The 23,955-nt window shown below is 32.9% G+C and carries 25 protein-coding genes; 1 reads left to right on the top strand and 24 read right to left on the bottom strand.

Going from position 1 to position 23,955, the window contains the following annotated elements:
* Positions 1 to 3: 3 nt before the first annotated feature.
* From QWY92_RS19150 to nhaC, 23 genes are all read right to left on the bottom strand, one after another.
* Entirely contained in the window at positions 4 to 747 is a 744-nt protein-coding gene (locus tag QWY92_RS19150) for a YoaK family protein (RefSeq protein ID WP_290274668.1), read from the bottom strand.
* 23 nt (positions 748 to 770) lie between these two features.
* Complete coding sequence (locus QWY92_RS19145; RefSeq protein WP_290274665.1) at positions 771 to 1,271, bottom strand: hypothetical protein; 501 nt, start codon at positions 1,269 to 1,271, stop codon at positions 771 to 773.
* 89 nt (positions 1,272 to 1,360) lie between these two features.
* Entirely contained in the window at positions 1,361 to 3,103 is a 1,743-nt protein-coding gene (locus tag QWY92_RS19140) for an FAD/NAD(P)-binding protein (RefSeq protein ID WP_290274663.1), read from the bottom strand.
* A 144-nt stretch (positions 3,104 to 3,247) separates the two neighbouring features.
* Entirely contained in the window at positions 3,248 to 3,949 is a 702-nt protein-coding gene (locus tag QWY92_RS19135) for an ABC transporter ATP-binding protein (protein ID WP_290274659.1), read from the bottom strand.
* Positions 3,950 to 3,952: 3 nt separating this feature from the next.
* Complete coding sequence (locus QWY92_RS19130) at positions 3,953 to 5,260, bottom strand: ABC transporter permease subunit (protein ID WP_290274656.1); 1,308 nt, start codon at positions 5,258 to 5,260, stop codon at positions 3,953 to 3,955.
* The gene (locus QWY92_RS19125) at positions 5,257 to 6,642 is read right to left on the bottom strand and encodes a DUF2705 family protein (RefSeq protein ID WP_290274653.1); all 1,386 of its coding nucleotides are present in this window, start codon (positions 6,640 to 6,642) and stop codon (positions 5,257 to 5,259) included. Before QWY92_RS19125 ends, QWY92_RS19130 begins: the two co-directional genes overlap by 4 nt.
* A 247-nt stretch (positions 6,643 to 6,889) precedes the next feature.
* Complete coding sequence (locus tag QWY92_RS19120; protein ID WP_290274650.1) at positions 6,890 to 7,357, bottom strand: hypothetical protein; 468 nt, start codon at positions 7,355 to 7,357, stop codon at positions 6,890 to 6,892.
* Positions 7,358 to 7,526: 169 nt separating this feature from the next.
* Positions 7,527 to 7,853 (bottom strand): DMT family transporter, encoded by a 327-nt coding sequence (locus tag QWY92_RS19115; protein WP_290274646.1) that lies wholly within the window; start codon positions 7,851 to 7,853, stop codon positions 7,527 to 7,529.
* Positions 7,854 to 7,922: 69 nt separating this feature from the next.
* Positions 7,923 to 8,486, bottom strand: a complete 564-nt coding sequence (locus QWY92_RS19110; protein WP_290274643.1) for a Crp/Fnr family transcriptional regulator — start codon at positions 8,484 to 8,486, stop codon at positions 7,923 to 7,925.
* Between the two features lie 34 nt (positions 8,487 to 8,520).
* Positions 8,521 to 9,153 carry a LysE family translocator gene (locus QWY92_RS19105; RefSeq protein ID WP_290274641.1) on the bottom strand — a complete coding sequence of 211 codons (633 nt, stop codon included), beginning with the start codon at positions 9,151 to 9,153 and terminating at the stop codon, positions 8,521 to 8,523.
* Positions 9,154 to 9,199: 46 nt separating this feature from the next.
* Positions 9,200 to 9,964, bottom strand: a complete 765-nt coding sequence (map, locus tag QWY92_RS19100; protein ID WP_290274639.1) for a type I methionyl aminopeptidase — start codon at positions 9,962 to 9,964, stop codon at positions 9,200 to 9,202.
* Positions 9,965 to 10,299: 335 nt separating this feature from the next.
* A complete protein-coding gene (locus QWY92_RS19095; protein WP_290274636.1) occupies positions 10,300 to 11,316 on the bottom strand; it encodes a TQO small subunit DoxD in 1,017 nt (338 codons plus the stop codon).
* A gap of 6 nt (positions 11,317 to 11,322) precedes the next feature.
* A complete protein-coding gene (locus QWY92_RS19090; protein ID WP_290274634.1) occupies positions 11,323 to 11,745 on the bottom strand; it encodes a sulfur reduction protein DsrE in 423 nt (140 codons plus the stop codon).
* A complete protein-coding gene (locus tag QWY92_RS19085; protein ID WP_290274633.1) occupies positions 11,742 to 12,152 on the bottom strand; it encodes a DoxX family protein in 411 nt (136 codons plus the stop codon). Before QWY92_RS19085 ends, QWY92_RS19090 begins: the two co-directional genes overlap by 4 nt.
* Positions 12,153 to 12,855: 703 nt before the next feature.
* Positions 12,856 to 13,812 carry a hypothetical protein gene (locus tag QWY92_RS19080; protein WP_290274630.1) on the bottom strand — a complete coding sequence of 319 codons (957 nt, stop codon included), beginning with the start codon at positions 13,810 to 13,812 and terminating at the stop codon, positions 12,856 to 12,858.
* Between the two features lie 152 nt (positions 13,813 to 13,964).
* A complete protein-coding gene (locus tag QWY92_RS19075) occupies positions 13,965 to 16,031 on the bottom strand; it encodes an ATP-binding protein (protein WP_290274627.1) in 2,067 nt (688 codons plus the stop codon).
* A gap of 181 nt (positions 16,032 to 16,212) precedes the next feature.
* A complete protein-coding gene (locus QWY92_RS19070; RefSeq protein WP_290274625.1) occupies positions 16,213 to 16,872 on the bottom strand; it encodes a peroxiredoxin-like family protein in 660 nt (219 codons plus the stop codon).
* Between the two features lie 87 nt (positions 16,873 to 16,959).
* Positions 16,960 to 18,132 carry an MFS transporter gene (locus QWY92_RS19065; protein WP_290274624.1) on the bottom strand — a complete coding sequence of 391 codons (1,173 nt, stop codon included), beginning with the start codon at positions 18,130 to 18,132 and terminating at the stop codon, positions 16,960 to 16,962.
* 83 nt (positions 18,133 to 18,215) lie between these two features.
* Entirely contained in the window at positions 18,216 to 19,100 is an 885-nt protein-coding gene (locus tag QWY92_RS19060; protein WP_290274621.1) for a helix-turn-helix domain-containing protein, read from the bottom strand.
* 137 nt (positions 19,101 to 19,237) lie between these two features.
* The gene (locus tag QWY92_RS19055; protein WP_290274618.1) at positions 19,238 to 19,495 is read right to left on the bottom strand and encodes a DUF6952 family protein; all 258 of its coding nucleotides are present in this window, start codon (positions 19,493 to 19,495) and stop codon (positions 19,238 to 19,240) included.
* A 49-nt stretch (positions 19,496 to 19,544) separates the two neighbouring features.
* Positions 19,545 to 19,853, bottom strand: a complete 309-nt coding sequence (locus tag QWY92_RS19050; RefSeq protein ID WP_290274615.1) for a thioredoxin family protein — start codon at positions 19,851 to 19,853, stop codon at positions 19,545 to 19,547.
* Positions 19,854 to 19,992: 139 nt separating this feature from the next.
* The gene (locus QWY92_RS19045) at positions 19,993 to 20,631 is read right to left on the bottom strand and encodes a peroxiredoxin (RefSeq protein WP_290274612.1); all 639 of its coding nucleotides are present in this window, start codon (positions 20,629 to 20,631) and stop codon (positions 19,993 to 19,995) included.
* Between the two features lie 139 nt (positions 20,632 to 20,770).
* A complete protein-coding gene (gene nhaC, locus QWY92_RS19040) occupies positions 20,771 to 22,237 on the bottom strand; it encodes a Na+/H+ antiporter NhaC (RefSeq protein ID WP_290274606.1) in 1,467 nt (488 codons plus the stop codon).
* Between the two features lie 102 nt (positions 22,238 to 22,339).
* Here nhaC and QWY92_RS19035 point away from each other — a divergent pair, with 102 nt between their 5' ends.
* Positions 22,340 to 23,362 carry a metal-dependent hydrolase gene (locus QWY92_RS19035; RefSeq protein ID WP_290274602.1) on the top strand — a complete coding sequence of 341 codons (1,023 nt, stop codon included), beginning with the start codon at positions 22,340 to 22,342 and terminating at the stop codon, positions 23,360 to 23,362.
* A gap of 52 nt (positions 23,363 to 23,414) precedes the next feature.
* Here QWY92_RS19035 and QWY92_RS19030 read toward each other — a convergent pair whose 3' ends face one another.
* Positions 23,415 to 23,951 carry a hypothetical protein gene (locus QWY92_RS19030; protein WP_290274598.1) on the bottom strand — a complete coding sequence of 179 codons (537 nt, stop codon included), beginning with the start codon at positions 23,949 to 23,951 and terminating at the stop codon, positions 23,415 to 23,417.
* Positions 23,952 to 23,955: the final 4 nt, after the last annotated feature.

Genomic DNA, 23,955 nt, shown 5'->3' with positions numbered 1-23,955 from the left:
CTATTATATTGTTATTTTTCTTTGTTTATATTTTCTTTTAGTTCTTATTAATTGATATCTTAAATCATCATAAAATAAGCTAATTAATAAAATTATAGCGCCTATAACGAGCGTATTTAGTTTTAAATTAAGTCTGGAGTATAGAAATCCGCCAATTATTCCGCCAAGAAAAAAGAAGCAAATAATATAAACTCGAAGTTTTATAGTGGTTTTAAGTTGACTTCTTTCATAGCGCGTTTTTGTAAAAAACAGTTGCGATAATTCTATACCTAAATCTGTAAACAACCCTGTAAGATGCGTGGTACGTACAATAGCGTTTGAAATTTTTGTAACAAACGAGTTTTGTAGTCCCATGGCGAACAATAGTGAACAAACCATAAGGTCGGGATATTTAATATCTCCAGTATAACTTAACATGGCAATGGTTACTAAAATAAGACATTCTATTAGAGTTGGTAACACAAAAACATTAAGTTTTCCGTTGCCTTTAAATTTTTCAATAAGAAAACTAGATAAAAAAGAGCCAAAAAGAAATGAAAATATATATAGAAAATATACAGTGCCTTTCCAAAACTCAAAATTGGCAACGTCACTAATAAAAAGCGCAAAATGCCCTGTTACATTTGTTGTTAATTGATTAAATGCTAAAAACCCAGAAACATTAACAATGCCAGCAACAAATGACAAAATGGTGGCAATGCGCAGGTTGTGTTTTATGGTTCTGCTTTTACCTTGATGTCTAAACATTTTATTTTTATTTAATTCGGTTTTTATTCCACTCTAACAAATACGGTGTGATAGGATTTTAGTTGCTTTCCTTCTATTATTTCGTCGTCGTTATAGCCTATGCTTAAGGTATTATTGTTGTTCTCAAACTCAAAAACATCAGGTATTTTATCAGTGGTGTAGATTTGTGAGGTAACATTATACTTGTGGGTTGTAATCAGTCGATATTTACCATTTTCGGATTTCTCCCAATTAGCAGAAGTTAGAACAGGATCTGTTCGTTGTACACAATCTCCAGTGATTTCATCATTAACAAATTCTACAATATTTGCTGTACCATTAGCATTATAAGTAAATCTCGACCTTTGTTGGCAAGCGGTATACTCGAATTCTATTGTCGAATTATCATTATAAGTTTCTATTTCTTTTATGGGTTTCCAAACGCCAACAATTGGATCGTTATCCGAATTATTATTATCGTCTGATGAGCAAGATAAAATGGTTAGCGCTATTAAAAAGGTAAATAGAACATTAATTTTTTTCATAAAGTAAAATTTAGTTAGTTTGGTTTAGGGGCTAAATTTAACAAATAATAGACAGCTCACTAGGGGATTTACATCTAATATTTATGGTGTTATTTTTTATTTAACCAATCTACATGATTTTTTGCTGCTTGTTCTGCCCATTGTCTAGGGCGCGCTCCAAAACATTCCAAAATGGCATCTACACCAATGACCGTTCCTTTTGCTAATCTACCGAGTAGTGCAATTGGGATTTTTTGATTTTTAGTACTCGAAATTAAGTAGCCGTTTTCATTGGTGGTAACGCCCAAATTATCGTGGACTACTTTTATGAAACCATCATCGAGCATATTTTGAACTAAAGGAGACTTGACAGCCTTAATTTTAGGAGAATCTAAAACGGAGTCAATCATGATACTCGCGGTCAGTGATTTCCCTGAATGTTCAAATTGCCAACCTGCATTGGTTAATGCAATATTAGGATCATTGACCATATCCAAATTTAAAATACCAAGTTCTGCTAAGGCCACTAATTGCTCAATACTTTCAACTGGTGGTCCGTAGGAATAACGTTTGGTTGACTCATCTAACGCAATTATTTCAGCAAAAACAGCATCAGAACAAGCGTTATATGATAAAGCTTTATAAATAGTGGGCTGACAATGCCGCCAGACTTGACCAATGCAATAATCTAAACTAACAGCAGCTTTTCCTTTAGCCATATTTACAAAACATGGCATGCTTTTTTTAGCAGATTGTTTAGTCGAAATAATAAGATCGTGGGATTTGCTTTGATCTTTTAGCCAATCTACAATTAACATTTCAATCTCTTGTTTTGAAATGTTAGAGGTATTGTTTGAATTTGATAATTTATTAAAAACACCTGCTGCAATAGGAGCGAAGGCAGCTATTAAAAAATCTGGACTTTCTGCTTCTTTCTGAATTTGCGTATTCCCAATTTGCTTTTCAAAATTTAAAATGGATGCTTCGGAAGGTTGAAACCAGCGATCTATTCGTACATTTAAGGGTTTCGGAACAGGTGGTAATCCATCGAGCGAGAATGGAACAAAAAGGTTTTTAATGTCATATGCTGTTTGATAGGTACATATACCGTTTTGTTCTTCTGTAGAAAAAGCACCAAAATTTTCGGCTATAGCTCTTACCACATCTATCATCGCAAGTCCAAAACCACGAATTCCAATCGTACTTGTGTGTGTTAGATTATGATGCTGCAAATAGTTCGCTATAGGATAGGGCGATTTAAAAAGCGTCATGCTTTCTTTATTTGCAGCGTATGTATCCCAGGCTATTATTTGTTCGGATAGTTCTGTAGATTGATGACCAATAGTAAGTAATATATCATCAAACCCTTTGTAATTATTAGAGTCTGTAATTATTTGTAACCTACGGTAATCTATCCATTCTACCTTTTTTGCTTGTTCTTGATATAGCGATACAATCTTGGCCTCAACAAGAGGTTTTATAAGTGATTGAAATCGTTCGGATAAGAATTTTCCTATTTTAGCACGTGGTGGGTAGGTGTCTATGTCATCTTCAGAACATGTACTAAAATCGGTGCTAACCCACTCGTGATATGAGGGAAAGGACTCAATTTTAACTGTTGCAGTATGTATGGCTTTTCGCTTTTCTATTTTGAGTATGCGCTCTGTAATATTGATCCAATTTGATTGATTTTGATCTAAACCATACACTTGACCATTTCCAAAATTACCCGTAATTTCAAACACTGATATATTAATATTAGAAAGGCTATATTGTTCAGCCAATTCAATAATTAAGCGTTCTAAAGCATAGCCGCCTCTGGGGCCCATACCAATGATTGCAACCTTCCTCATAGTTTAATAGTCTTAGTGAAATGAAAAGCGTTTGCACCGAAATTAATTCTTATTTATAAAACAGATTATCTCTAGAGCTAATTTTTTTATCACAAAACAATTAAATAACAAAAAGACTAGTATCGTGTTGGCATAATATTACTTTTAAGAATCAATAGTTTCTAAGTACAAATCTTCCAAAGCCTTTAAAGTGATGTCTTCGCTTTTAAACGATTCCACTAAGTGCCCTTCTTTCATAATTCCGATATGCGTAGCAATTTGTTTGGCACGAAAAATATCATGAGTTGCCATAAGAGTAGCCACACCTTTTTTCTGAAGTGTTAATAGTAAGTTTGAAAATTCGTTACTTGCTCTAGGGTCTAATCCCGATGTAGGTTCATCTAAAAGTAACACCTTAGCATGTTTAGCTAAAGCAATGGCAATACCAACTTTTTGACGCATTCCTTTAGAGTATGTGGATACGCGTTTTAAATGAGCATTGGTTTGTAATCCTGCTTCTGTTAGAAAGTTTATAAATTCGGCTTTAGTATATTTTTTATTGGCTAAACCAACAAAATATTCTAAGTTTTCTAATCCGGATAAAGTAGGGTAGAGCATCAAGTTTTCTGGAATATAGGACAAGTACTTTTTTGTTTCCATATTCTTTTTGCTAACGTCTAAACCGTTTATGCTAACACTACCGCTTGTAGCTTCAATAAACCCTAAAAACAAATTAATAGTAGTAGATTTACCAGCACCATTGGCACCCAATAGACAATAAATATCGCCTGCTTTAACTTTAATATTCAAATTATTAAGAGCAGAAAAGTTATTATATTCTTTACTTAAATTTATGGCTTCTAACATATCTTAATTATTTTTTTGTTTTGGGAAATTATTAAAATCTTCTACGGTTATTTTTTGATGATTTTTGTATTTATTATAGAAATAAGCGGTCCATTCTTTTTGAAATTGTTTGGCTTCATTCTGAAAATTCAAATAGTGCTGGGTGTCTGTTTCTGCAATTTCATTCATGGTATTTTGAAGTAAAATAGCAGGAGAAAACCAGCTGAGACTATTGGCAAAGTTTCGTTGATTCATAGATTGTTTTTCAAACTTACCTTCAAACGCTTCCATGAATTTATCTTTTTCATTTAAGAGAATAAAATTTTTGTTCCAATAGTTTCTAAATCTATCTACAGTTTCGCCTTGCGCATTATTTTCCGAAGGGTTTTCTGCATAATAATTTTGCAAAATGGCTTCTTCTTTCTTTTCAAATTCCTTTTCAATAGCTCTTTTTGCCGTTACATATTCAACTCGAGAAGGCGAAGGATATATACTACTTGATAAGATGTTTACAAAGCTTGGTATAATCATTACAAAAAGTAACCATGTACCGAGTAATAAAATAATATTTTGAGAAGACGACTTGTTAAGTAAGTTTACTAAAAACGCTAAAGCAAACCAAAATAAGGTATATAAAGCAAGGCTTAATAATAATGTTAAATATGATAAGTTTAAGATATTAGCACCTATTATAATTAATGATAAAGTGAGTAATGTACTTATTAATAACACGATAAAAACATAACGAAATACTATTTTTTTTAGTAGCCATGTTTTTATGTTAATAGGCATAGAAAGTAATAATCTAAGTGTGCCTTGCTCTTTTTCTGAGGATAGAATATTATAACTAAACGCAATAATTAAAAGGGGCAAAATAAATACAAACACAAAGGCTAAATCAAATCCGCCGGTAGCAATATTTAAAGGGTTTTCAAAATTGTCGTTATCTTTTGCTGCATTAGTACCACTAATATTGACTTTGCTGTAATAGGGAAAAATATCACTTTGTCCATTACTAATTGCAGCGAGTGGAGCAGGCGTTGAAATTAAGTAAACACCACCGTAATAGTTACCCATAGCAACAGGGTTTGAGGGATCTTCAAACACTCTGCGTGGCGCGTCTTGTTCTCCTTTTTCAATAGCGGTTAAGATCGTTTTGTGGTTAGTATAAAAGGTGTTTTCCTTATTTTTCACTAATTCAATACCTTCTAATTGTTTATTAACTCTTGATTTTCCGTTGTAAGCGGCAAACAAAATGAATACAAATAGAAACAGCACTAAAATTAATACTAAAGGGTTTCTTACTAAGTTTTTAAGTTCTAGTTTAATCATTTCAATTTATTTTTTTGAACAGATAGAATTACTAAAATGCCACTTAATAGCCACCATATTAATAAATACAATAAGTTATTAGCGCTTTTTTCCATGGTTTGAGAGAGTGTAATGGGCTGATATTCAAACTTGATATTTTCTTTAAAAAAATCTGAATCTACGGCACCACTTGGCCCACTATTTAAACTGCTAATCAAAGCACCTCTATATTCTTCGGCTTGGTATGTAAAGTTGTAGTGCGATTGTAAATCACTTTTTGCAAATTCCATTGAAAGCATTCTCATTAGAATGGTAGGAGAAATAAAGGCATTAAGTTGGTGTACTTTTAATTGCTCGATATACACGTTGTTTAACTGTGTCATGGCATTTTTGTACACTGTGGTTTCATGTTTTTCTCCTTCTTGAAGCAGTAATTGACCAAAACTTACTGGGAGTTCCTCAACGCTTTTTACATTATACGTTTTTAGTAAGCTATCTTTAAAAGCAAGTGCTTTTTCCGAAGTTGCATCATGGCCATTAATACCATTGGCCAACGCTTCTTTTATGTCTTCTTGGTATGAAATAGCTGATGGGGTTTTATGGGTTCTCTTAGAGATATCAGCTGTTAATTTTGGCATAAGTAAAGCTGAAATCATCCAAAAACTAAGTAAAATAATTAAAGAGAAATTACTGCTTTTTGCCCATACCGATGTGGCAATAGACAAATGTATAAACACCCCGTAATATATTAATAAGCTCATTACAATAAGTCCATATCGTAATAGATCTCCCGCTTCATAATCTGAAAAAGCGATAAAGCAAAATCCTAATAAAAAGACAGGAATAAGTAATAAAAGAAGCGCAAACCATATCCCTATAGTTTTACCTAAAACTAATTTTCTTTTTGATGCGCCTTGGCTAAGTATAAGTTGAAGTGTTCCACTTTCTTTTTCGGTGGTAAAACTATTAAAGCCTAATAAAATAATAAGTAAAGGCATTAAAAATATGAAGACAAAAGCAGGACTTAAATCGGCAAATCGAGCCAAGTCATTTTGATCTGTAATTTGTTTGTAGGAGGCTGAATTTTGGCGGTGTGCTTCTAAAAAAATGGAAACGCCTAGATATTTATTTAAACCATTATCTATTAAAGCCAATATTGGGATAGGTTTAAAAGCAAAGGTGCCGTAGTGTCCCGCAGAGTGAGCGCTTTTTTGGCCTTGGCTTTCCCATTGTTCTCGTGCTAAGTTTTGAGCTGTTTCGTGCTCTTGTTGAATTTTGGTGTGCGTATTCCAACTAATAAACATTGAGAATACAAGTAAAATTAAGAGCGTCAGACTTATTAAACGAAACCTATTATTTCGTAAAAGTTCTTTAACTTCTTTTTTGGCGATTAATAATATCATAGGAAAATTCGTAAATATAATTTGTGTGAAAATATATATTTACAAATTTCACTTAACAAAAGTTTAAGTTAAATTTATCCTAAATTTATCCTAAATTTAGGATAAATAGGTTGAAGCTATTGGAAATAAAGTGATTAATAAAAACGTACAAAACAATAGTTATGTATAACTTAAATTTTGCCAGGTAATAAGCAATAACGTACTATGGGCTTTTTTGATAAATTAGCTATTCAAGGTTTAGTTCTATTTAACTATTTTGTTTCCTGTTTCTCATGTTTTCAAACAATGCAATTTCAGAAGCATTTAAGTTTGATTTCGGTATAGAAATTCCAAAGGGTGGCGTTTGGTTCAGGGTTAGCCATATATGTTTTTTGTTCAATTCAATGTTTTTAATCCAACTCCAATCTTTCAATTCCACTAAATCTTTATTGCCATGATTGATTTTAATTTCAGTTTCACTAAACTCCACAAGGGCATCAAAATTTATTTTTTTCGCAAAAGATTTAGCACTAACGTATTGTAATGGCCATAGGATTGCGTTGATTCCTGCAAAATATATTACCGCCGTGATTAACGGATTTAGCCCATTTATCGGTTTTAAATAACCAAGAATTAAAGTCAATATCAAGTATTTCCAGATGGATTTCTTCATAAAAAAGTGAACCTTGGCTCTAAAGATATTTTCGAAGTTTGATACTAATCTTTGTTTTATCATGTTGTGCTTTTTACTTTTGGATACATTTTGCGCAGTTGCGAATATACCGCAATAGACACGAAAACAAAATGATTTTTTATTTGTTCAATGCTAACTTCATCATAAAACCGCATAGCTCTTAGATTTTGTTACCAAATATGTTGTGTTTTACAACTCCGTGCAAACTTGTTTATGGTGAAACCACTTTTAACCCAACAATAGAACCTACTAAAGTGGTGATAAAAAGTAATCTTAAAAATGTTGCAGGTTCTTTAAACACTAAGATGCCAACTAAAACCGTTCCAACGGCTCCAATGCCTGTCCATACGGCGTATGCTGTGCCAATAGGTAGTGTTTGCGTGGCTTTTATTAAAAGCGTCATACTTACACCGCAAGTAATGGCGAAAGCTAAATACCAGAGATACATTTCATTACCTGTGGTTTCTTTTGCTTTACCCAAACAAAATGCAAATACCACTTCAAATAGACCTGCAATAACTAATATAATCCAATTCATAACTTTAATTTTTTGCAAAGGTGAGAAATGGAAATGACGTAAAATTATACAAATGATAAAAAAGAAATCTTATTTTACTTCTGCTCGTATTCTACTTAAACTCACTTGCGTGATGCCCAAATAAGAGGCGATATGCCCCAATTGTACACGTTGAATCAACTCGGAATTATTCATTAAAAGTTCAGTATACCTTGCTTTCGCTGTGCTGAACTGTCTTGAAATTAAGCGTTCTTCAACTTTTATAAGTTCCTGCTCGGCAAAACGGCGGCCCCAATTCGCTATGCAGATGTCTTTGTCAAAAAGCTCCTGTAAATTGTGAGTTTTCAATTCGTAAAGCTCGCAGTCTTCCAATAGCTCAATATCTTCATATCCTTTTTGATTAGCTACATAGCTTTTCATCGAGATCACGGCATCGCCCTCTTTTCCAAACCAAAATGTAATTTCATTGTCGGCCGAGTTGGTATAAGCACGAACAATGCCTTTTTTTATAAAATAGATGCTGGTTTCAATTTTATCGGCTCGCAACAAAACATGTCCTTTTGGATAACTTACTTCTGAAATACACGCTTTAATGGTCGATTTTGAAGCATCGGGTAGTGGATATATGGTGTTAAGAATTTGGTCTATGATCATGACGTATCTAGCTATGCCTAATTAGGAAGACATGTTATTTTTTCATTAAGGCAAGTTTTATGCCTAAAGCCACAAAAATACCACCCGTTATTTTATCTAACCATATTTTTATTTTATAATTTGCTCTTATGCGCTGAGATAATTTTGAAGCGAATAAAGCCAACATCAAGCACCAAATGGTTCCTGTAATTAAAAAGGTAATACCGAGCATTAGAAATGGAAGTGCATTTTGCACATAGTTAGGATCTATAAATTGTGGTAAAAAAGCAAGAAAAAACAGTGCAACTTTCGGATTTAAAACATTGGTAAGTACGCCCGAAAGGTAGATTTTCTTATAGTTTACCGTTTTATGTTCATCATCTAAATCAAATGTTTCATTTTGTTTTTTAAAGATGCTTTTTAGTCCCAAAAAAATAAGGTACGCTGCGCCTAAATATTTAACTATTTCAAAGGCTGTAGCCGATTTGGCAAGTATAATAGATAATCCTAAAGTGGCAAAAATAATATGGAAAACGGCACCCGTGGATATACCTAACGCCGATAAAATTCCTGCTTTTTTTCCTTGCGCAATGCTTCGTCCAAGAATATACATAGTATCAGCACCTGGAGTAAAATTCATTATCAATGAAGCAATTACAAAAGCTTCGAAGTTTATTATTCCGAACATAATTTTAAGGCGTTTTTATGTTTATCAAGGTTGATGTAGCCATTATTTAATTCCAAATATCGTTAGATTCGGTTAAAATAATGGGCTTATTATCAGTTACCAGTATCGTGTGTTCGTGTTGCGTAACATAGCCTCCTTTGTTTCCAACTAAAGTCCAACCATCATTTAATTCTACAGCAACTGTAGATTTTGTCGAAATAAAAGTTTCTATAGCTACCGTGGTGTTTTTCTTAAACCGTTCTTTATTATTACTATCGCCGTAATTTAAAATATTTTCAGGAGCTTCGTGTAAACTTCTACCCACACCATGGCCAGCTAAATTTTCAATAACCATAAAACCAGATTTATTAGCTTCAGCTTCTATTAAATAGCCGATTTCAGAAATTTCAACGCCATCCTTAATTTTACTTATGGCTTTACGTAAAATGTCTTTAGAAGCATCGACCAAAGGTTGGTGATTATTAATGTCTTTGCCAAGTACAAAAGAACCACCATTATCAGACCAAAAACCATCGAGTTCTGCCGAAACATCTATATTAATTAAATCGCCTTCTTTTAATATTTTTTTCTCCGATGGTACGCCGTGCGCCGCTTCTTCATTTACACATATACAAGAATACCCCGGAAATCCATAGGTTTCATAAGGGGCCGATTTAGCGCCATAACGCTTTAAAATTTCACCACCATAGTCGTCTAATGTTTTCGTAGACATTCCCACTTTGGCGTAGGCGCGCATTAGTTTTAGCGTTGTTGCAACGGCTTCACTAATCTTTTTCATGCCTACTAATTCTTCTTCTTGCGTTATTGACATTTTTTATATTTTTTATAGATGGTATGCTCTAAATTTTATTTCGTAGTAAAGCGGTAAATTTAGTGAATACAAACCGAATAGAAAACCCATGTGCGTTTTGAAAGTAGGTGTGGAGCAGGTACGATTTTGGAGATATTATCAAAAAAAATATTAATTCGATGGTGTCATTTATTCCTTTTTTTATTTCATTGAATGATTGAGTCCTTTTTTTTTAAATTTCTTTTATTTCATTTCCATTTCTATCAACTGTAATTTCTTTAATGGACTTTATAAAAAAAAAGGACGTTTGAATTATCTTCAAACGCCCTTTGCTTTTTAGGTATTACTAGTTTTTGTTATTTTTCAATCTGATGTACCCAATATGCACCACTTATGTCTGTAATTTTAAGCGTATATATTCCGTTAGGTAAGTTTGATAAAACATCATGTTCTAAATTAAGTTTTGCTTTTGCTCCTAAAGGCACAACTAAGCTATGTTTTCCTGGTTTTATTTTAGCAACATAGTAGTTTGCAATACTCATTTTGTTCAAGGCTGATAAATCTTCTTGGGTGTATTCTAAAATTGAGTTTTTTTGACTGTCATATAAATGAATACCTATAACCCAAGCCCCATAAACATCTACACCTTCGGTTCTAAAGACATCAAAAGAAAGGATGTTGTTTTGAATTTCACCACTAGTTATTTCAAGTTTTGGTTTTACCGATTTGTTATGAAGTGTTCCCCAAAGTCCACCGTGAAATACTTGATTAGTCATTAGGGTCATTCCAAAAATAAATAGAGAACCTATTAATACTACTTTAGGAAAGATACGCTCTTTAATTGGTAAAATTCCTGAGCCCAACCAACTAAACCATTTTTTTTTAGTGAAAGCAAAATGGTGTTTCATTACATAATTATCTACGGAGTATTTTCCGCTTCCTGTTAAGAACAAAACAAAGCCTGTAGCTATTCCTAATACACCAATTTGCCATTCATCTAAGCAGGTTGTACCAATCCAACCCGACCCCAAAAGAATACCCATAGCCAAGCTAAATACACCAATACTCATAATTCGAGTGAATAACCCAAATAGTATGAATAAGCCAACAATACCTTCAACAATGGTAAATATTACCATATTTATCCAAAGTACATCTGGGTTTTCCACCAAGTATTGGATAATAGGTTTTATGCCTAAAGCGTTAGGTAAAAAAGCATTAAACTTTTCGCCTATGTAACCAGCTACTTCTGGATCTAGTTTATCTGCCAATATTGTTCTTCTCCAAAATGCCGAAAAATAAGTCCAACCTACTACTAATCTTAATGCTAGAGCCAAAAGCCCTGCATCATTTTTTATATGTACTGTTTTCATAATGTATTAGATTGTAAGTGTGATAAAACCTTTCTTTTTAAGTTGAAAGCCATATAAAATACCATTGGGCGTTATTTCAAGATTACTCGGCAACGTTTCTGGATTTATATTAAATTTTGAAAGTGAAATACCGCATACAAAAACGTTTATATTTTGGACTTTTGCTTGTTCCAACAAGGCATTGAAATCTGAATTTCCTGAAATGTCATTCACTGTGTTACCACAAATAATAACATAAAATTCTCCATATTTTTTCCCGTCTTCTTTTGCCAGTGCATTGGCAGTTAGCAAAACAGGTTTGAGTTGTTTTATGTTTTTTGAAAGCACTACATAATTATTCTTTTTAGAGTTAATATGTTGTGCCTGTAATTGAGAGGTTCCAAATAATAAAAGGAATAGTGTTGTTATATATAAGATTGAATTTTTCATTGTTTTTGAATTTTTAAGTTTGAATTGATACTAAAAAAAAGAAGTCCACCAAGTATGGCTACATTCTTAAAAAGCGGACCTAGAGTTGTAATTTGTCCAACTTGTACTGTTAGCGTAATAGGAATTAAAACGGCTATTAATACTGTTGAGGCCATTTTCGTTTTAAAGCCAAGCAGTAATGAAATGCCTGCAATTAGCATTACAGTTCCTGATAGCAGCACAGCTATTTCCGGCGTTCCTAGAATATATCCAATAAAACCCATAGAGGAATTTTCTATTCTGCTCACCGTTTTTTCGGTATTAAAGAAATGATTGGTGCTTGCTATTATAAAAATTAGGCTAAGCATAATGCGAAGTATAACTACAGATTTGTAGCTAACTTCAAGTGTTTTTTCTTGAAATTTCATTTTAGATATTTGTAATTGATTGCTATATAGCAGTAATAACAACTGCTTTACGTTTTCTTATTTAGAAAATCAATTACGAATAGACCTTGAGGTTTTGATATAAAATATAAAGAGGAACATCAGAAACCTGTTGGTTTCTTGATGTATTAAGATTAAAAGAATGCCTAAGTAAATAGGCAGTAAAATTAAAATGAGAGATTTCCGAAATTAGAAAGTCAGATTGCTGAAAAGTTGGTTTTGAGATAGTCTGAGTAGTTTCAGAAAACTCAAATGTCTGACAATTGGATTGAGAAATTGTAGATTGACTCTTGTTTAAGACTTCGGTTTGAGGAATTTCTAATTCAGCTTGAATAACATTCCTAACCTTACAAGGCGAAAGCAATAGTAACAACACAAGTCCAAAAATGGACAAGGTTGAATGCATTTTGTTTATTTTACAGCTTTCCCTCACTTTGCAAATATAAATGCAATATTTCCGGAATTATGTTATTTATTTGTTAATGAAAGCGGACGTGTTGGGTATGCTCAGTGCGGGTGTAAGCTTTCACTTTCTGTTCAAGCCGGCACTGAGCCAAAACTTTTTATTTTGTTATTATTTTTTCTTGCCAAATAGCCAAATCAAAAGATTTGGCGGACAAACCAAATATACCTTTATTTTCGAATCAGTACAAACTCCCGCATTGCGTATTACCCGTTGTTAGCATTAGTTTTTTAGCTTAATCTTATATTTATTTTCAATATCATAAAAAATTGCAAAAGGACTATTTTTAATTGGCTCTAATCTTTCATTAAAATCAAAAATGAAAAAACTGGCTGTACTAATGCCAGCTGAAACTAATCCAGTTACTTCTCCAAATCCAGCTCCAACTAGACTAGTTCCAATGCTACCAAACGTAAAAATCGATTTTTTGAAGGTTTTTTTGAATGCATTTTTAGTAATATCATTTAGTTCTTCTGTTCCTATCTTTAAGGCTTTTATTGCCTCATTCGGTTCATAATCAGAACTGAATATTTCATTTTGCCATTTATATAATCTTGCTCTCGCGTTTTTGTATTTTTTCGATTTGACTAATTCAATAACATTTTCTAGAGTTTCTTCATTTCCTAAATGATAAGGAAGTTCTAATTCGTTTTCCAATATTATTCCAAATTGCCCAATTTTATCATTCCGTTTGGATATTTTCATTTCTTGAGTTAATTCTTGAAGATTATAGTAAGGGGCGATTAAATCTATTTTTGATAAATGGCTAGGTATATTATGTTGTATATTTTCTTTTTGTTTTGCTTTTAACAAAGAAGTAGTGTAACCTAGAGGAATAGATTCATAATTTATAAAATCTTTTCCTTCAATTTTAGTTTCTTTTCCTTCAATAATTGAATTAATATATTTTTTATTCTTCATCAAATGAGCCATTCTAGTACTGAATTTATTAATTAGACTTTCATCCCATCTCGTAATCACTAATAGTTCATTTCCTATTTGATTAATTCTTTTCTGTTGTAATTCTGGATCATATTCTTTTTTTTGCCATTGTTCAAATGTTTTGTTATGCACTGGTGTTGGTAGAACTATTTTATCATACAATAGTAAATCAACTATTATATTTTTTATCTTTTTATGATCTTTTGCTGAGTATACAGCCCATCTTTCATATGACATATTTTCTGGAATTAATGCTAACGGTTACGTATAATATTTGTGGCGTGTTTAAGCACTAATTTAGTAAATAGAAACTTGCCAGCGGAAAATTCCGCAGGAATTTTCCAAGTAGGCTAAAACCAACCATTAATTTTATACTTTGTTGCCCGTAGTTATTCTTCTTTTATATTCGGAACTTCAAATATCATAGGAACGTTGGATTTCAATGCCTTTCCTGCAACAATTGCTTGTCTAAATTTAAGTTTTGGTAAAGACTTTGTAATTTCTTGACCGAAATAATTGGATAAAAAATCACTACTTGTTTTGTCAAATTCCTGAAATGAAATTATGGTATTACATTGTGTTAAAATTGTTTTAGAAACATTTGCTGTTCTTTGAGCAATAACTAACAAACCAACATTATATTTCCGTCCTTGTAAGGCTATTTGTGCAATACTATTAAGTAAAGGTTGAGAAGCTTTATCTGATACTCCAGAAAAATTCCATTCAGGAATAACTGTATGAGCTTCTTCTAAAACTATACATATTCGTTTTCCAAAATTATTTTGTGTTTTAGCTATATGAAATAAAATTCTAAAAAATGTTTTCGTGTAAGTTAAAACACCAGTTGTATTTTCCACGTGAGGTAATTCAAAAATAGAAAGTTTATTATCTCCTTTTAAGAATATCTCTACTTGTTCGTTAATTTTATCGGAAACTTCTTTTTTCTTTTTCCTTGAATTATCATTGTCTTTATTATAATTGTTTCCTATTTCTCGTTCTATATAATCAATATCTTTAAATAATTGTTCACTAAGATGTTCATCAATAGTTTTTATTGGGTCTAAATCTGCAAATTTACCAATATATTCTCCCGTGAAATCAATACAAATAACCTTGGTGTTTTCGTCTTCTAAATATTGTCGAATAAGGTTTCTAGAGAATACTGATTTACCTGTTCCTGTAACTCCAACTACTGCCATATGATGAGATATTGCAGTGTCTTTATTTAAGACTACTGGGTAATTCGTATTTGGTATGTTTCCAATTTTATATTCATTATCTTCAATTTTAGGTTCTTTAATAGGTGAAGCTATATAAATTGGTGTGTTAATTTCTGAAACCCAACCGAATTGTTCAAATTGAAACTTATCTTCATTCCAAGTACCAAGTTGTAAAGCTTCTCCTAAAATAAGTCCAGTTTGGTTTTTGTTTTCCAGTTGTTCAATTTTTGTTATTCCTTCGACAATTTGATAAAGAACTTTTTGACCTTGAATGGATACTTCTAAAAGCTGCCCTTCATTAATTTTTATTTTAGAATTGTAGATGAAACGTATTTTGGAAATAGTACTATTTTCAGTTACAATACCTACAAATCTTTTTAAATAATCATTTTTAGGAATTTTGTCTATTCTATAAACGACATCTGATTTATGATTTTCAAAAATGTTTTCATCAAATATTTTTTCTATTTCATTATTAGATAAAACTTTAACCCATTGTTGTTGATTTAATAGATATGTTTCTAAAAGTAAACCTTTTCTAATCTTTTTATCTGTTGAATATTTAAATTCTACAAAGTCGAAAATACGAGTATTTACAATTCTTTCTGAAGAATCATATAAGCGTACTAAAAAAGTGTTTTTTGATTGTACACCAAATATTTGTCCTAATGCTAACTTATTACTTTTATCTTTTCCAATTGCGAATAAATCTTCAATCGATTTAGCTAAAGATGGAATATTTAAAATAATAAATATTGCCCAAAATAATAACAGTCCATTAAATTGATTATTTCCAGTTCCAAATTGTTTATAAACTCCCCAAATGAAAAAGCTTGAAAAAAGTGTTTCGGGTTTTCCAATTTCTCTGTTTAATCTTGATATTAAACGAACTAATTTATTTTCCAAACCAAGGCTTTTCTGCCTTAACCATAATAAAACATAGCTACTTACAGTTAAATAAATAATTATTGAAAGAAAAACCCAAAAAATAAAATCTCGATTATTTTCGTCTACAATTAGTAATGAAATTCCTGCGGTTATTGCATTAACAAAAATGTTAGAATCTTTCGAAAAATGTGGTTGGTCAATTAGTGAGAGCAGAATTAACAGTAATAATCCAGAAGTAAACCAAAAATGGTCTAGAAGAAAATCGAAATTATCAGTTAATGTGTAGCCTAAAATAATTAAGATTACAAATGAAATTCCTAAAAATGATAGTCTGTAAATTTTGCTCATATGTTCATTTTTTTTTATTAAGGGCAACTAGTTATATAATTACTTTTATTACTCATAATCTGTTAAAAGCTAGAGCATAATAAATATTATGTTATGCCTATTAAGGAAAAACATAGGTAACGAAGTTAATTCTTATTTATAAATTAATCCATAGGTGTATCTACTAATTTTTATTAAGGCATTACAGTGTTTTTAATACTGCTATAATATCAGTTATCGAGGCTCTTTTTCGGTAATCGGCATCTAAAAAGGCGTATTGTACCACGCCATTTTTATCTATCACGTAGGTTGTTGTAATAGGAAGTTCGCTACTATCATCACCATTGTAATTTTGTAAACCCACACCATTTTTATAAACTTCGGCTAAAGCATCGGTTAGTTTAAAAGACAGTCCGTATTGTTTGGCTACTTTGTTTCCAACATCGCTTAAAACTTCAAATTTTAAGTGGTGTTTTTCGGATGTAGAAAGCGATTTATCGGGTAATTCTGGGGTTAAAGCCAATAGCTTAGCGCCGTACTTTTCAAATTCAGGAAGGCTCTTTTGTAAAAACTGCAAGGTTAAATTACAATATGGGCACCAACCACCTCTATACCAGGTAAGTATTACAGGGCCTTTACTTAATGTGTCTTGTAAATTAGTACATGCACCTAAGGCATTTTTTAATGAGAAATCTATCGCTTTATCGCCAACATTTATGGCGTTGTCTTTAAAGTGAGTTGCTATAATGGCGTCAAGGTTGTCTGCCGTCATAGTTTTTTGAGCCTCTGTGGCTTTGGCTTCCCAACCGCCTTGTTTTGCTCTTAATGCGTCTTGTAAGGTGTTATGTTCTGTAGTATTCATAAGATATCGTATTAGTATGTGCAACAATTTTAGCGTTGTAACTTCGCTACTAAAATTTCTATTTTCAGAAAAGCACGTTTTGATGAATTATTTTAATTTTCTCGTTAAATGAAAAATAAGAGCAGTGGCAGCTAATGCTCCTCCGAAAACGGTTAAACCCGTCCAACCAAATTTACTAATCACAGATACGCCAAGTGCAGAACCTACCGAGGCGCCAATGTAATAGAACAGCATATATACCGCATTGGTTCTGCTTCGGGCATTAACATCGATAGCAAACACACGTACCTGATTTGGTATTTGAGAACCAAAAACACCTAAATCGAGTAGTATAATACCCATACAAAGTACAATGATATTATTTTGCCCGAGTGCCAAGACCACAAAGCTTAAAAGGACTAATGAAAGGGATACTATCATTACTTTCCGACTTCCAATTTTATCGACCCATTTACCTGCTATTTTCGCACCAAAAATACCGGCAGCACCAACAAAACCTAATAAACCGACTTGTTGTACGGAAAAAGAAAAAGGTACGTCCATCACATGGATGGCAATCGTGGCCCACATGGCATTAAATGCAGCAAACCATAAAGCACCAACAAAAGCGGCTTGACGTAATACAGGTTTTGTTTTTACCAAAGTAAACATAGAGCCTAACAGTTTGGTGTATTTTAATTGCGCTGTAGGTTGGTTTGATGGTAAAGCCGTTTGTAACACCACACCAATAATAGCGGCAATAATGGCTGCGCTTAAAAATACAGCACGCCAGCCAAAATGTTCGGCTATAAAACCGCTTAAAGTTCTAGATAATAAAATACCTGTGGTTAAACCCGTCATTAATGTGCCCATCACTTTGCCTTTATTTTCTAACGAAGACAAAGACGCTCCCAATGGTATTAATTGTTGGGTGATGTTGGCGCCTAAACCAACCACGAAAGTGGCCACTATTAAAACGGCAAAGTTTGGTGCTAAATACACAGCGAGTAATGCGATAACTAAGGTTATAGAAAGGTTTCTGATGAGTAATTTTCGATTCATGACATCGCCTAAAGGAGAAATGAAGAAGATGGCCATAGCATAACCTATTTGAGATGCCGAGGGAATAAAACCCAATACACCATCGCTTAATCCTAAAGATTTTCCTATGGATGGTATTAAAGGTTGGTTATAATATAAATTGGCTGCTGTTGCGGCTATAGCTATAGCCATAATAAAGAGCAATTTATTACTTAAAGGTTTTGTTTCTATGTGATCCATTTTGGGGTTTCTAAGTTTGAAGGCAAAATTAGAGGAAAACAAAACGGTTTTTAGGGTACATATTTTAGAAGAAATGATACTTTTTAAGGTCGTTTTCTAAAAACGGCAGGTGTAATACCTTCATTGTTTTTAAAAAACTTGATAAAGTTTGTCGGTTCCTCGAAGCCCATATCGTAGGCAATTTCGGCTACAGAACTTGTGGTTTGTTGCAATAAAGCCTTAGCGCGCAACGTCATGTAACTTGATAATACTTTCTTAGAAGTTATTCCTGTCGTTTTTTTTACACATTCCGATAAGTAAATCGGGGTAATGTTGAGTTGTTCTGCGTAAGCGGCAATAGTTTTGTATTTGAAGGTTTCTTTCAGAATTAACGCTTCAAAATTGGCTGTAATTTCTTGATAACGTTTTAACGGAACCATCCCGTTCGCATGACCTACTACGCGTTTTATTTGCAGTAACAACACAATAAGATAGGAGCGAACCAACTCTACATTATGGGTGTCGTTTTTATGAAATTCTTCATAAATGGTGTCGAACAAGTTTTTAATGCGTGGTAAATCGGTGGGAATTAATTTATAAAACGGACTAGAATTTAGTTTGAAAAAAGGAAACTCGTGTTGAATTTCATATTGGTGTTTTTTAGGTTGAAAGAATGCAGAACCAAAAACAAGGGAATATCCTTCTGTTCCCAAGTTGCCCTCAAAAGGTTGAACTGAAAATAATTGCAATGGTGAATTAAATCCAATAGCATTGTTTAAATTTTCTACTTTGGTGGATCCTATTTGCCGCTCCGATTGATTATCGGCATAAAAATCAATAGTAAAAAACGTTTTAAAATGTGGATTTAAAGCGGCTTCAGTAATGTTTGAGGTTTCATTAAATTTAAAAATATGAAAATCGGGATGTATCGACTTGCTTCCTACATGGAGGTCTTCTAATAAGTCGGTAATCTGTTCGTAGGTTTTCATTTTAATAAATGGCTATGATAATAGATTTTATGTGGAAACGAAGATAGTAGAAAGTAGGGTGTAGGGCAATGGTATTTAAAACAAAAAACCACCCAGTTTTCACTAAGCGGTTTTTAAAACAACTATTTTTTTTTCAATTATTTGTCTATCGAACCTAAAACACGTTTCATAAAACCATTAACGGCTTCTTTTTTCGGCGTGCCTTCTTTTATCATTTTATTCACTTCAATGGCGCCGTACATGTTAGAAATAAGTTCTCCAATAACATCTAATTCTTCATCTTTCAATGATGATACTTCGGTTAAAGCTTCTAAAGTTTCAATGGTTTCAACGATGTAATCTTCATCATTATCTTCAATAAACTGGGTTAAATGTTTTATTACTGGTAACTTCATGTTATGCTATGGTTTTATTTTCGCTTTCGCGGAAAGGCTTCAACTTATATTAAATGACTTCGTTAACAAGATCTTTTAAAACGTCGAACTTGTTAGTTTGAACTTGGTTTACAAACGCACCACCTTTAAAGGTTGCGAAAGTTGGTAAATTATCTACAGTAGCTAGTTTTCTAGATTCTGGAAATTTTTCTGCATCAGCGATAACAAAAGTAACACCTTCGTTTTCGGTTGATAATTTTTTGAATTTAGGTTTCATAATTCTGCAATTTCCACACCATGTGGCAGAAAATTGTACAACTACGGTATCATTATTTGCAATGATTTCGCCTAAATTATCTTGGTCTAATTCGTTTATCATAACTATATGTTTTTTTGGAGTGGGGATTTAAAATGCTCTAATGGCTAAAAGAAATTGCCAATGATGATTTTAAATTGAATTTTAAAGGCCTGCCTAAATTAATATGAGAGACAAACAGGCCTTAAAATTATTGTTGTTACTAGTTAGCAGATAAGTATGCTGCAGTTCCTTTTGCGTTAGGAGCCATAGCTTCTTTTCCTTCTTCCCAGTTAGCCGGACAAACTTCACCTTTTTCTTGTACGTGAGTTAAGGCGTCAACTAAACGGATATATTCTCCAACATTTCTACCTAAAGGCATGTTGTTAATACTTTCGTGTTGTACTACACCGTCTTCATCAATAATGTAAGTCGCTCTGTAAGTTACATTATCACCTTCAACTTGTACTGTACCAGTTTCTTCGTCAAATGTTTCGTTTGTAATGTCTAAAATACCTAAAATACTAGATAAGTTTCTGTTGCTATCTGCAAGAATTGGGTAAGTAATACCTTCGATTCCTCCGTTATCTTTAGCTTGGCTTAACCATGCAAAGTGTACTTCTGGAGTATCACAAGATGCACCAATTACAATTGTGTTACGTTTTTCGAATTCTGGTAAAGCTGCTTGAAAAGCGTGTAATTCTGTAGGACATACAAAAGTGAAATCTTTTGGATACCAAAATAATACTACTTTTTTCTTATTGTTAACCGCTTCTTCTAGAACGTTTACTTTAAAAGTATCGCCCATATCATTCATTGCGTCAACGTTTAAATCTGGAAATTTTTTTCCTACTAATGCCATGTTATTATTTTTTACTGATTAATAATTTTCTTAGTACAAAGATAGGATAGAATAGAAATAATTTGAGATAATGAAATTTTAATTTTTTATAAATGAATAGATTTTGTCTATTGTATATTTAAAACGAAATAATATTAATCTATTTAGTAGCAAGTTGCCTAATTTTGATGTTTAAAGCAGCAAAAAGTAATGTGGTAAACGGACTTAACCAGTTAAAAATAGCATACACAAAATATTCTGATATGCCAACGCCTAAAACACCTGATTGGTAGGCGCCACAGGTGTTCCAAGGAATTAAAACAGAGGTTACCGTACCGGAATCTTCTAAAGTTCTACTTAAATTCTCTGGCGCTAAACCACGATCTTCGTATGCTTTTTTAAACATTTTACCAGGAATTACAATAGCCAAGTATTGATCGGAAGCCACAAGGTTTAATCCTAAACAACTAATTACAGTACTAGCAAATAAGCCAAAAACAGAAGATGCTATAGAAAGTAAGCCTTTGGTGATGCGTGCTAAGGCCCCAATGCCGTCCATAATGCCTCCAAATATCATGGCGCATGTAATTAGATAAATGGTCCAAAGCATGCCTTTCATGCCTCCAGCAGAGAAAAGATCGTTTAGTTTTTCGTTATCAGTAGTAATTTGTACATCTGTTAATACCGAAGTGGTAATGGCAGATAGTTTAGAATCGGCCAACCCGTTTAATATCTGTGGTTGAAAAATAAAAGCAAAAATAGCGGCCAATACCACACCAGATATTAAAGCAACAAGGGGCTTCGTTTTTAGTAAAATTAAAGCAATTACGGTTACTGGAACCGCGAATAGCCATGGTGAAATATTAAAGGTCGTATCTATAGTGTTGAGTAGGCTACTCACATCGGCACTTCCGGTGGTTTCAATATTCATACTTAAAACCGTAAAAAACACCAATGTAATTATTATTGTGGGTACGGTGGTGTACATCATATATCTAATATGTGTAAACAAATCGGTACCAGCCATAGCAGGAGCGAGGTTCGTGGTGTCACTTAATGGCGACATTTTATCTCCAAAATAAGCTCCCGAAATAACTGCACCAGCAATCATACCTGGGGCAATGCCTAAAGCTGTGCCAATACCTACTAATGCAATACCAACAGTGGCCGAAGTTGTCCAAGAACTTCCTGTAGCAATAGAAATAACAGCGGCAATAATAACGGAAGCAGGTAGGAATATACTCGGACTTAATACTTGTAATCCGTAATAAACCATCGCAGGAATAACCCCACTGACAAGCCAAGTTCCGGCAAGCGCGCCAACTAAAAACAAGATCAGTATAGGGGTGAATACACTTTTTAGGTTTTCCCAAACTTCTTTAAGCATCAATTTATATGACACTTTAATGTAGAAACCCATAATAGCTGCAATGGCACCACCAATAAGTAAAATGTACTGATTAGAATATTCTCCAAACCATTCGCCATCTTCAAATTCAATGTTATAATATAAAAGTCCCATTAAAATAACAACAGGAATTAAAGCTTCCCAAATATTGAGTGCTTTGTTTTCAATTATAGTTTGATTATCGGCTTCAATTTTGGAAATATTTTTGTCGTCTTGCATACTATTATTTTTCACCTGTAATGTTACGATTTTCGTTGATTGTATGCAAATAGAAATACTTCGTTACTTTTGCGTTTCAAATTTTAACAGAGATTACTCAACATGGATTCGTTAACACAAATTGTTTTAGGTGCCGCATGTGGCGAAGCCGTTTTGGGCAAAAAGATTGGGAATAGAGCCCTTTTATTTGGTGCTATTGGTGGTACAATCCCTGATTTAGATGTTTTTATAGGAAATCTTATCTATAACAACCAAATAGACGCGATGTTGTTTCATCGTGGCTTTATGCATTCCATTTGGTTTGCTATTTTGGGTGCTTTTATATTGGGTTGGGGCGTATTTAAACTCTATAATTCGGGTAAACGTATAGGCACTACAACACAGAAAAACTGGATTAGTTTGTTCTTTTGGTCGTTAGTTACGCATCCTATTCTAGATTGTTTTACACCTTATGGCACACAATTGTTTACGCCAATTAGTAATTATCGGGTGGCTTTTAATAATATAGCTGTGGTTGATGTGTTTTATACTGTACCTTTTTTATTAAGCATAATCGTGCTTATGTTTTTTAATAGAACATCGAATAAAAGAACATGTTTGTTGAAGTTTGGTTTAGGAATAAGTTCCATTTATATGCTACTTACCGTTGGGAATAAATTCTATATCGATTCCATTTTTAGGAAGACCCTAGCCGAAAACAACATTAATTATACACGCTACAGCTCAAATCCTGCACTTTTTAGCAATGCGCTATGGTATGGTATAGCCGAAACAGAAAGCAGTTATTTTATTGCCAATTATTCTCTTTTTGATACGGAAACTAAGTTCAAAAACATTTTAGAATTACCTAAACAGCGTGATTTAAGTCCGTTTGATTATAAAGATATTCAGGATTTAGCTTGGTTTAGCAACAATTACTATAGTATTTATCAAGTTGAAGAAAATGGTTATCAATATAATGATTTGAGGTATCCACTTTTAGATGAAAACAATCCGAATTCCTCAGTGTTTAAAATGAAACTTTACAAAGACGGAAATCGGTTAAACATGAAACCCTTTGAGCGAGAAGCTAAAACGGTGAACTCTGCAATATCTAACCTTTGGGAACGATTAAAAGGAATTTAGTGGCCTAAAGTTTAAGTATCAAAACCAACGCTATTTTCGATGAAAGAATAAATTATTTCAAATATCGAGATGGAATAGGATGGATGTAAGTTTCTTGAGTCCAGAAAACATTCACAATCCACCAACGTTCACCATCATGTGCTAACTGAAAACTATTAATACCTCGAAGAGATGGTTCTTCATCACTGTCGCTTGTGTAACCTTCATACGTACTAAAAACATGAGCCATTTTGCCAAAAACATCGACTTCGCGGTTAACTTCCTTTTCAATAAAGCCATTTGCAACAAGCCATTTTCCAGAGTTTTTAATATAATCGGCAGGTTTTAGATAGCTCACTTGGTATTCACCTTCATTATTTTTTCCAGCAGGAATTAATTTAGCATCACCTCTAAATAGCAGTTTAAACAACTTCCAATTACGTTGCTCGTCAACTTTGCCAGAAATAGAACTATAAAATGAAGCTACAATATTTTCAATGGTGGCTACATTTTCAGAATAATCAATTTCTTTTTCTTCTTCCTTTGGTTTTTGTGCATTAGCAAAAGTGGTCATGGCACATAAAAAAAGTACTAAAAGCTGTTTTTTCATTATA

Source organism: Algibacter miyuki (assembly GCF_030409805.1).
Classification (GTDB): Bacteria; Bacteroidota; Bacteroidia; order Flavobacteriales; family Flavobacteriaceae; genus Algibacter; species Algibacter miyuki.
The sequence above is the reverse complement of the archived record's forward strand: the minus strand, read 5'-3'. Positions and strand labels throughout refer to the sequence as shown.

Bases quoted from the DNA above. Each gene is read 5' to 3' on its own strand.
- QWY92_RS19150 (WP_290274668.1), bottom strand. From the start codon at position 747: ATGTTTAGACATCAAGGTAAAAGCAGAACCATAAAACACAACCTGCGC.
- QWY92_RS19145 (WP_290274665.1), bottom strand. From the start codon at position 1,271: ATGAAAAAAATTAATGTTCTATTTACCTTTTTAATAGCGCTAACCATT.
- QWY92_RS19140 (WP_290274663.1), bottom strand. From the start codon at position 3,103: ATGAGGAAGGTTGCAATCATTGGTATGGGCCCCAGAGGCGGCTATGCT.
- QWY92_RS19135 (WP_290274659.1), bottom strand. From the start codon at position 3,949: ATGTTAGAAGCCATAAATTTAAGTAAAGAATATAATAACTTTTCTGCT.
- QWY92_RS19130 (WP_290274656.1), bottom strand. From the start codon at position 5,260: ATGATTAAACTAGAACTTAAAAACTTAGTAAGAAACCCTTTAGTATTA.
- QWY92_RS19125 (WP_290274653.1), bottom strand. From the start codon at position 6,642: ATGATATTATTAATCGCCAAAAAAGAAGTTAAAGAACTTTTACGAAAT.
- QWY92_RS19120 (WP_290274650.1), bottom strand. From the start codon at position 7,357: ATGATAAAACAAAGATTAGTATCAAACTTCGAAAATATCTTTAGAGCC.
- QWY92_RS19115 (WP_290274646.1), bottom strand. From the start codon at position 7,853: ATGAATTGGATTATATTAGTTATTGCAGGTCTATTTGAAGTGGTATTT.
- QWY92_RS19110 (WP_290274643.1), bottom strand. From the start codon at position 8,486: ATGATCATAGACCAAATTCTTAACACCATATATCCACTACCCGATGCT.
- QWY92_RS19105 (WP_290274641.1), bottom strand. From the start codon at position 9,153: ATGTTCGGAATAATAAACTTCGAAGCTTTTGTAATTGCTTCATTGATA.
- map (WP_290274639.1), bottom strand. From the start codon at position 9,964: ATGTCAATAACGCAAGAAGAAGAATTAGTAGGCATGAAAAAGATTAGT.
- QWY92_RS19095 (WP_290274636.1), bottom strand. From the start codon at position 11,316: ATGAAAACAGTACATATAAAAAATGATGCAGGGCTTTTGGCTCTAGCA.
- QWY92_RS19090 (WP_290274634.1), bottom strand. From the start codon at position 11,745: ATGAAAAATTCAATCTTATATATAACAACACTATTCCTTTTATTATTT.
- QWY92_RS19085 (WP_290274633.1), bottom strand. From the start codon at position 12,152: ATGAAATTTCAAGAAAAAACACTTGAAGTTAGCTACAAATCTGTAGTT.
- QWY92_RS19080 (WP_290274630.1), bottom strand. From the start codon at position 13,812: ATGTCATATGAAAGATGGGCTGTATACTCAGCAAAAGATCATAAAAAG.
- QWY92_RS19075 (WP_290274627.1), bottom strand. From the start codon at position 16,031: ATGAGCAAAATTTACAGACTATCATTTTTAGGAATTTCATTTGTAATC.
- QWY92_RS19070 (WP_290274625.1), bottom strand. From the start codon at position 16,872: ATGAATACTACAGAACATAACACCTTACAAGACGCATTAAGAGCAAAA.
- QWY92_RS19065 (WP_290274624.1), bottom strand. From the start codon at position 18,132: ATGGATCACATAGAAACAAAACCTTTAAGTAATAAATTGCTCTTTATT.
- QWY92_RS19060 (WP_290274621.1), bottom strand. From the start codon at position 19,100: ATGAAAACCTACGAACAGATTACCGACTTATTAGAAGACCTCCATGTA.
- QWY92_RS19055 (WP_290274618.1), bottom strand. From the start codon at position 19,495: ATGAAGTTACCAGTAATAAAACATTTAACCCAGTTTATTGAAGATAAT.
- QWY92_RS19050 (WP_290274615.1), bottom strand. From the start codon at position 19,853: ATGATAAACGAATTAGACCAAGATAATTTAGGCGAAATCATTGCAAAT.
- QWY92_RS19045 (WP_290274612.1), bottom strand. From the start codon at position 20,631: ATGGCATTAGTAGGAAAAAAATTTCCAGATTTAAACGTTGACGCAATG.
- nhaC (WP_290274606.1), bottom strand. From the start codon at position 22,237: ATGCAAGACGACAAAAATATTTCCAAAATTGAAGCCGATAATCAAACT.
- QWY92_RS19035 (WP_290274602.1), top strand. From the start codon at position 22,340: ATGGATTCGTTAACACAAATTGTTTTAGGTGCCGCATGTGGCGAAGCC.
- QWY92_RS19030 (WP_290274598.1), bottom strand. From the start codon at position 23,951: ATGAAAAAACAGCTTTTAGTACTTTTTTTATGTGCCATGACCACTTTT.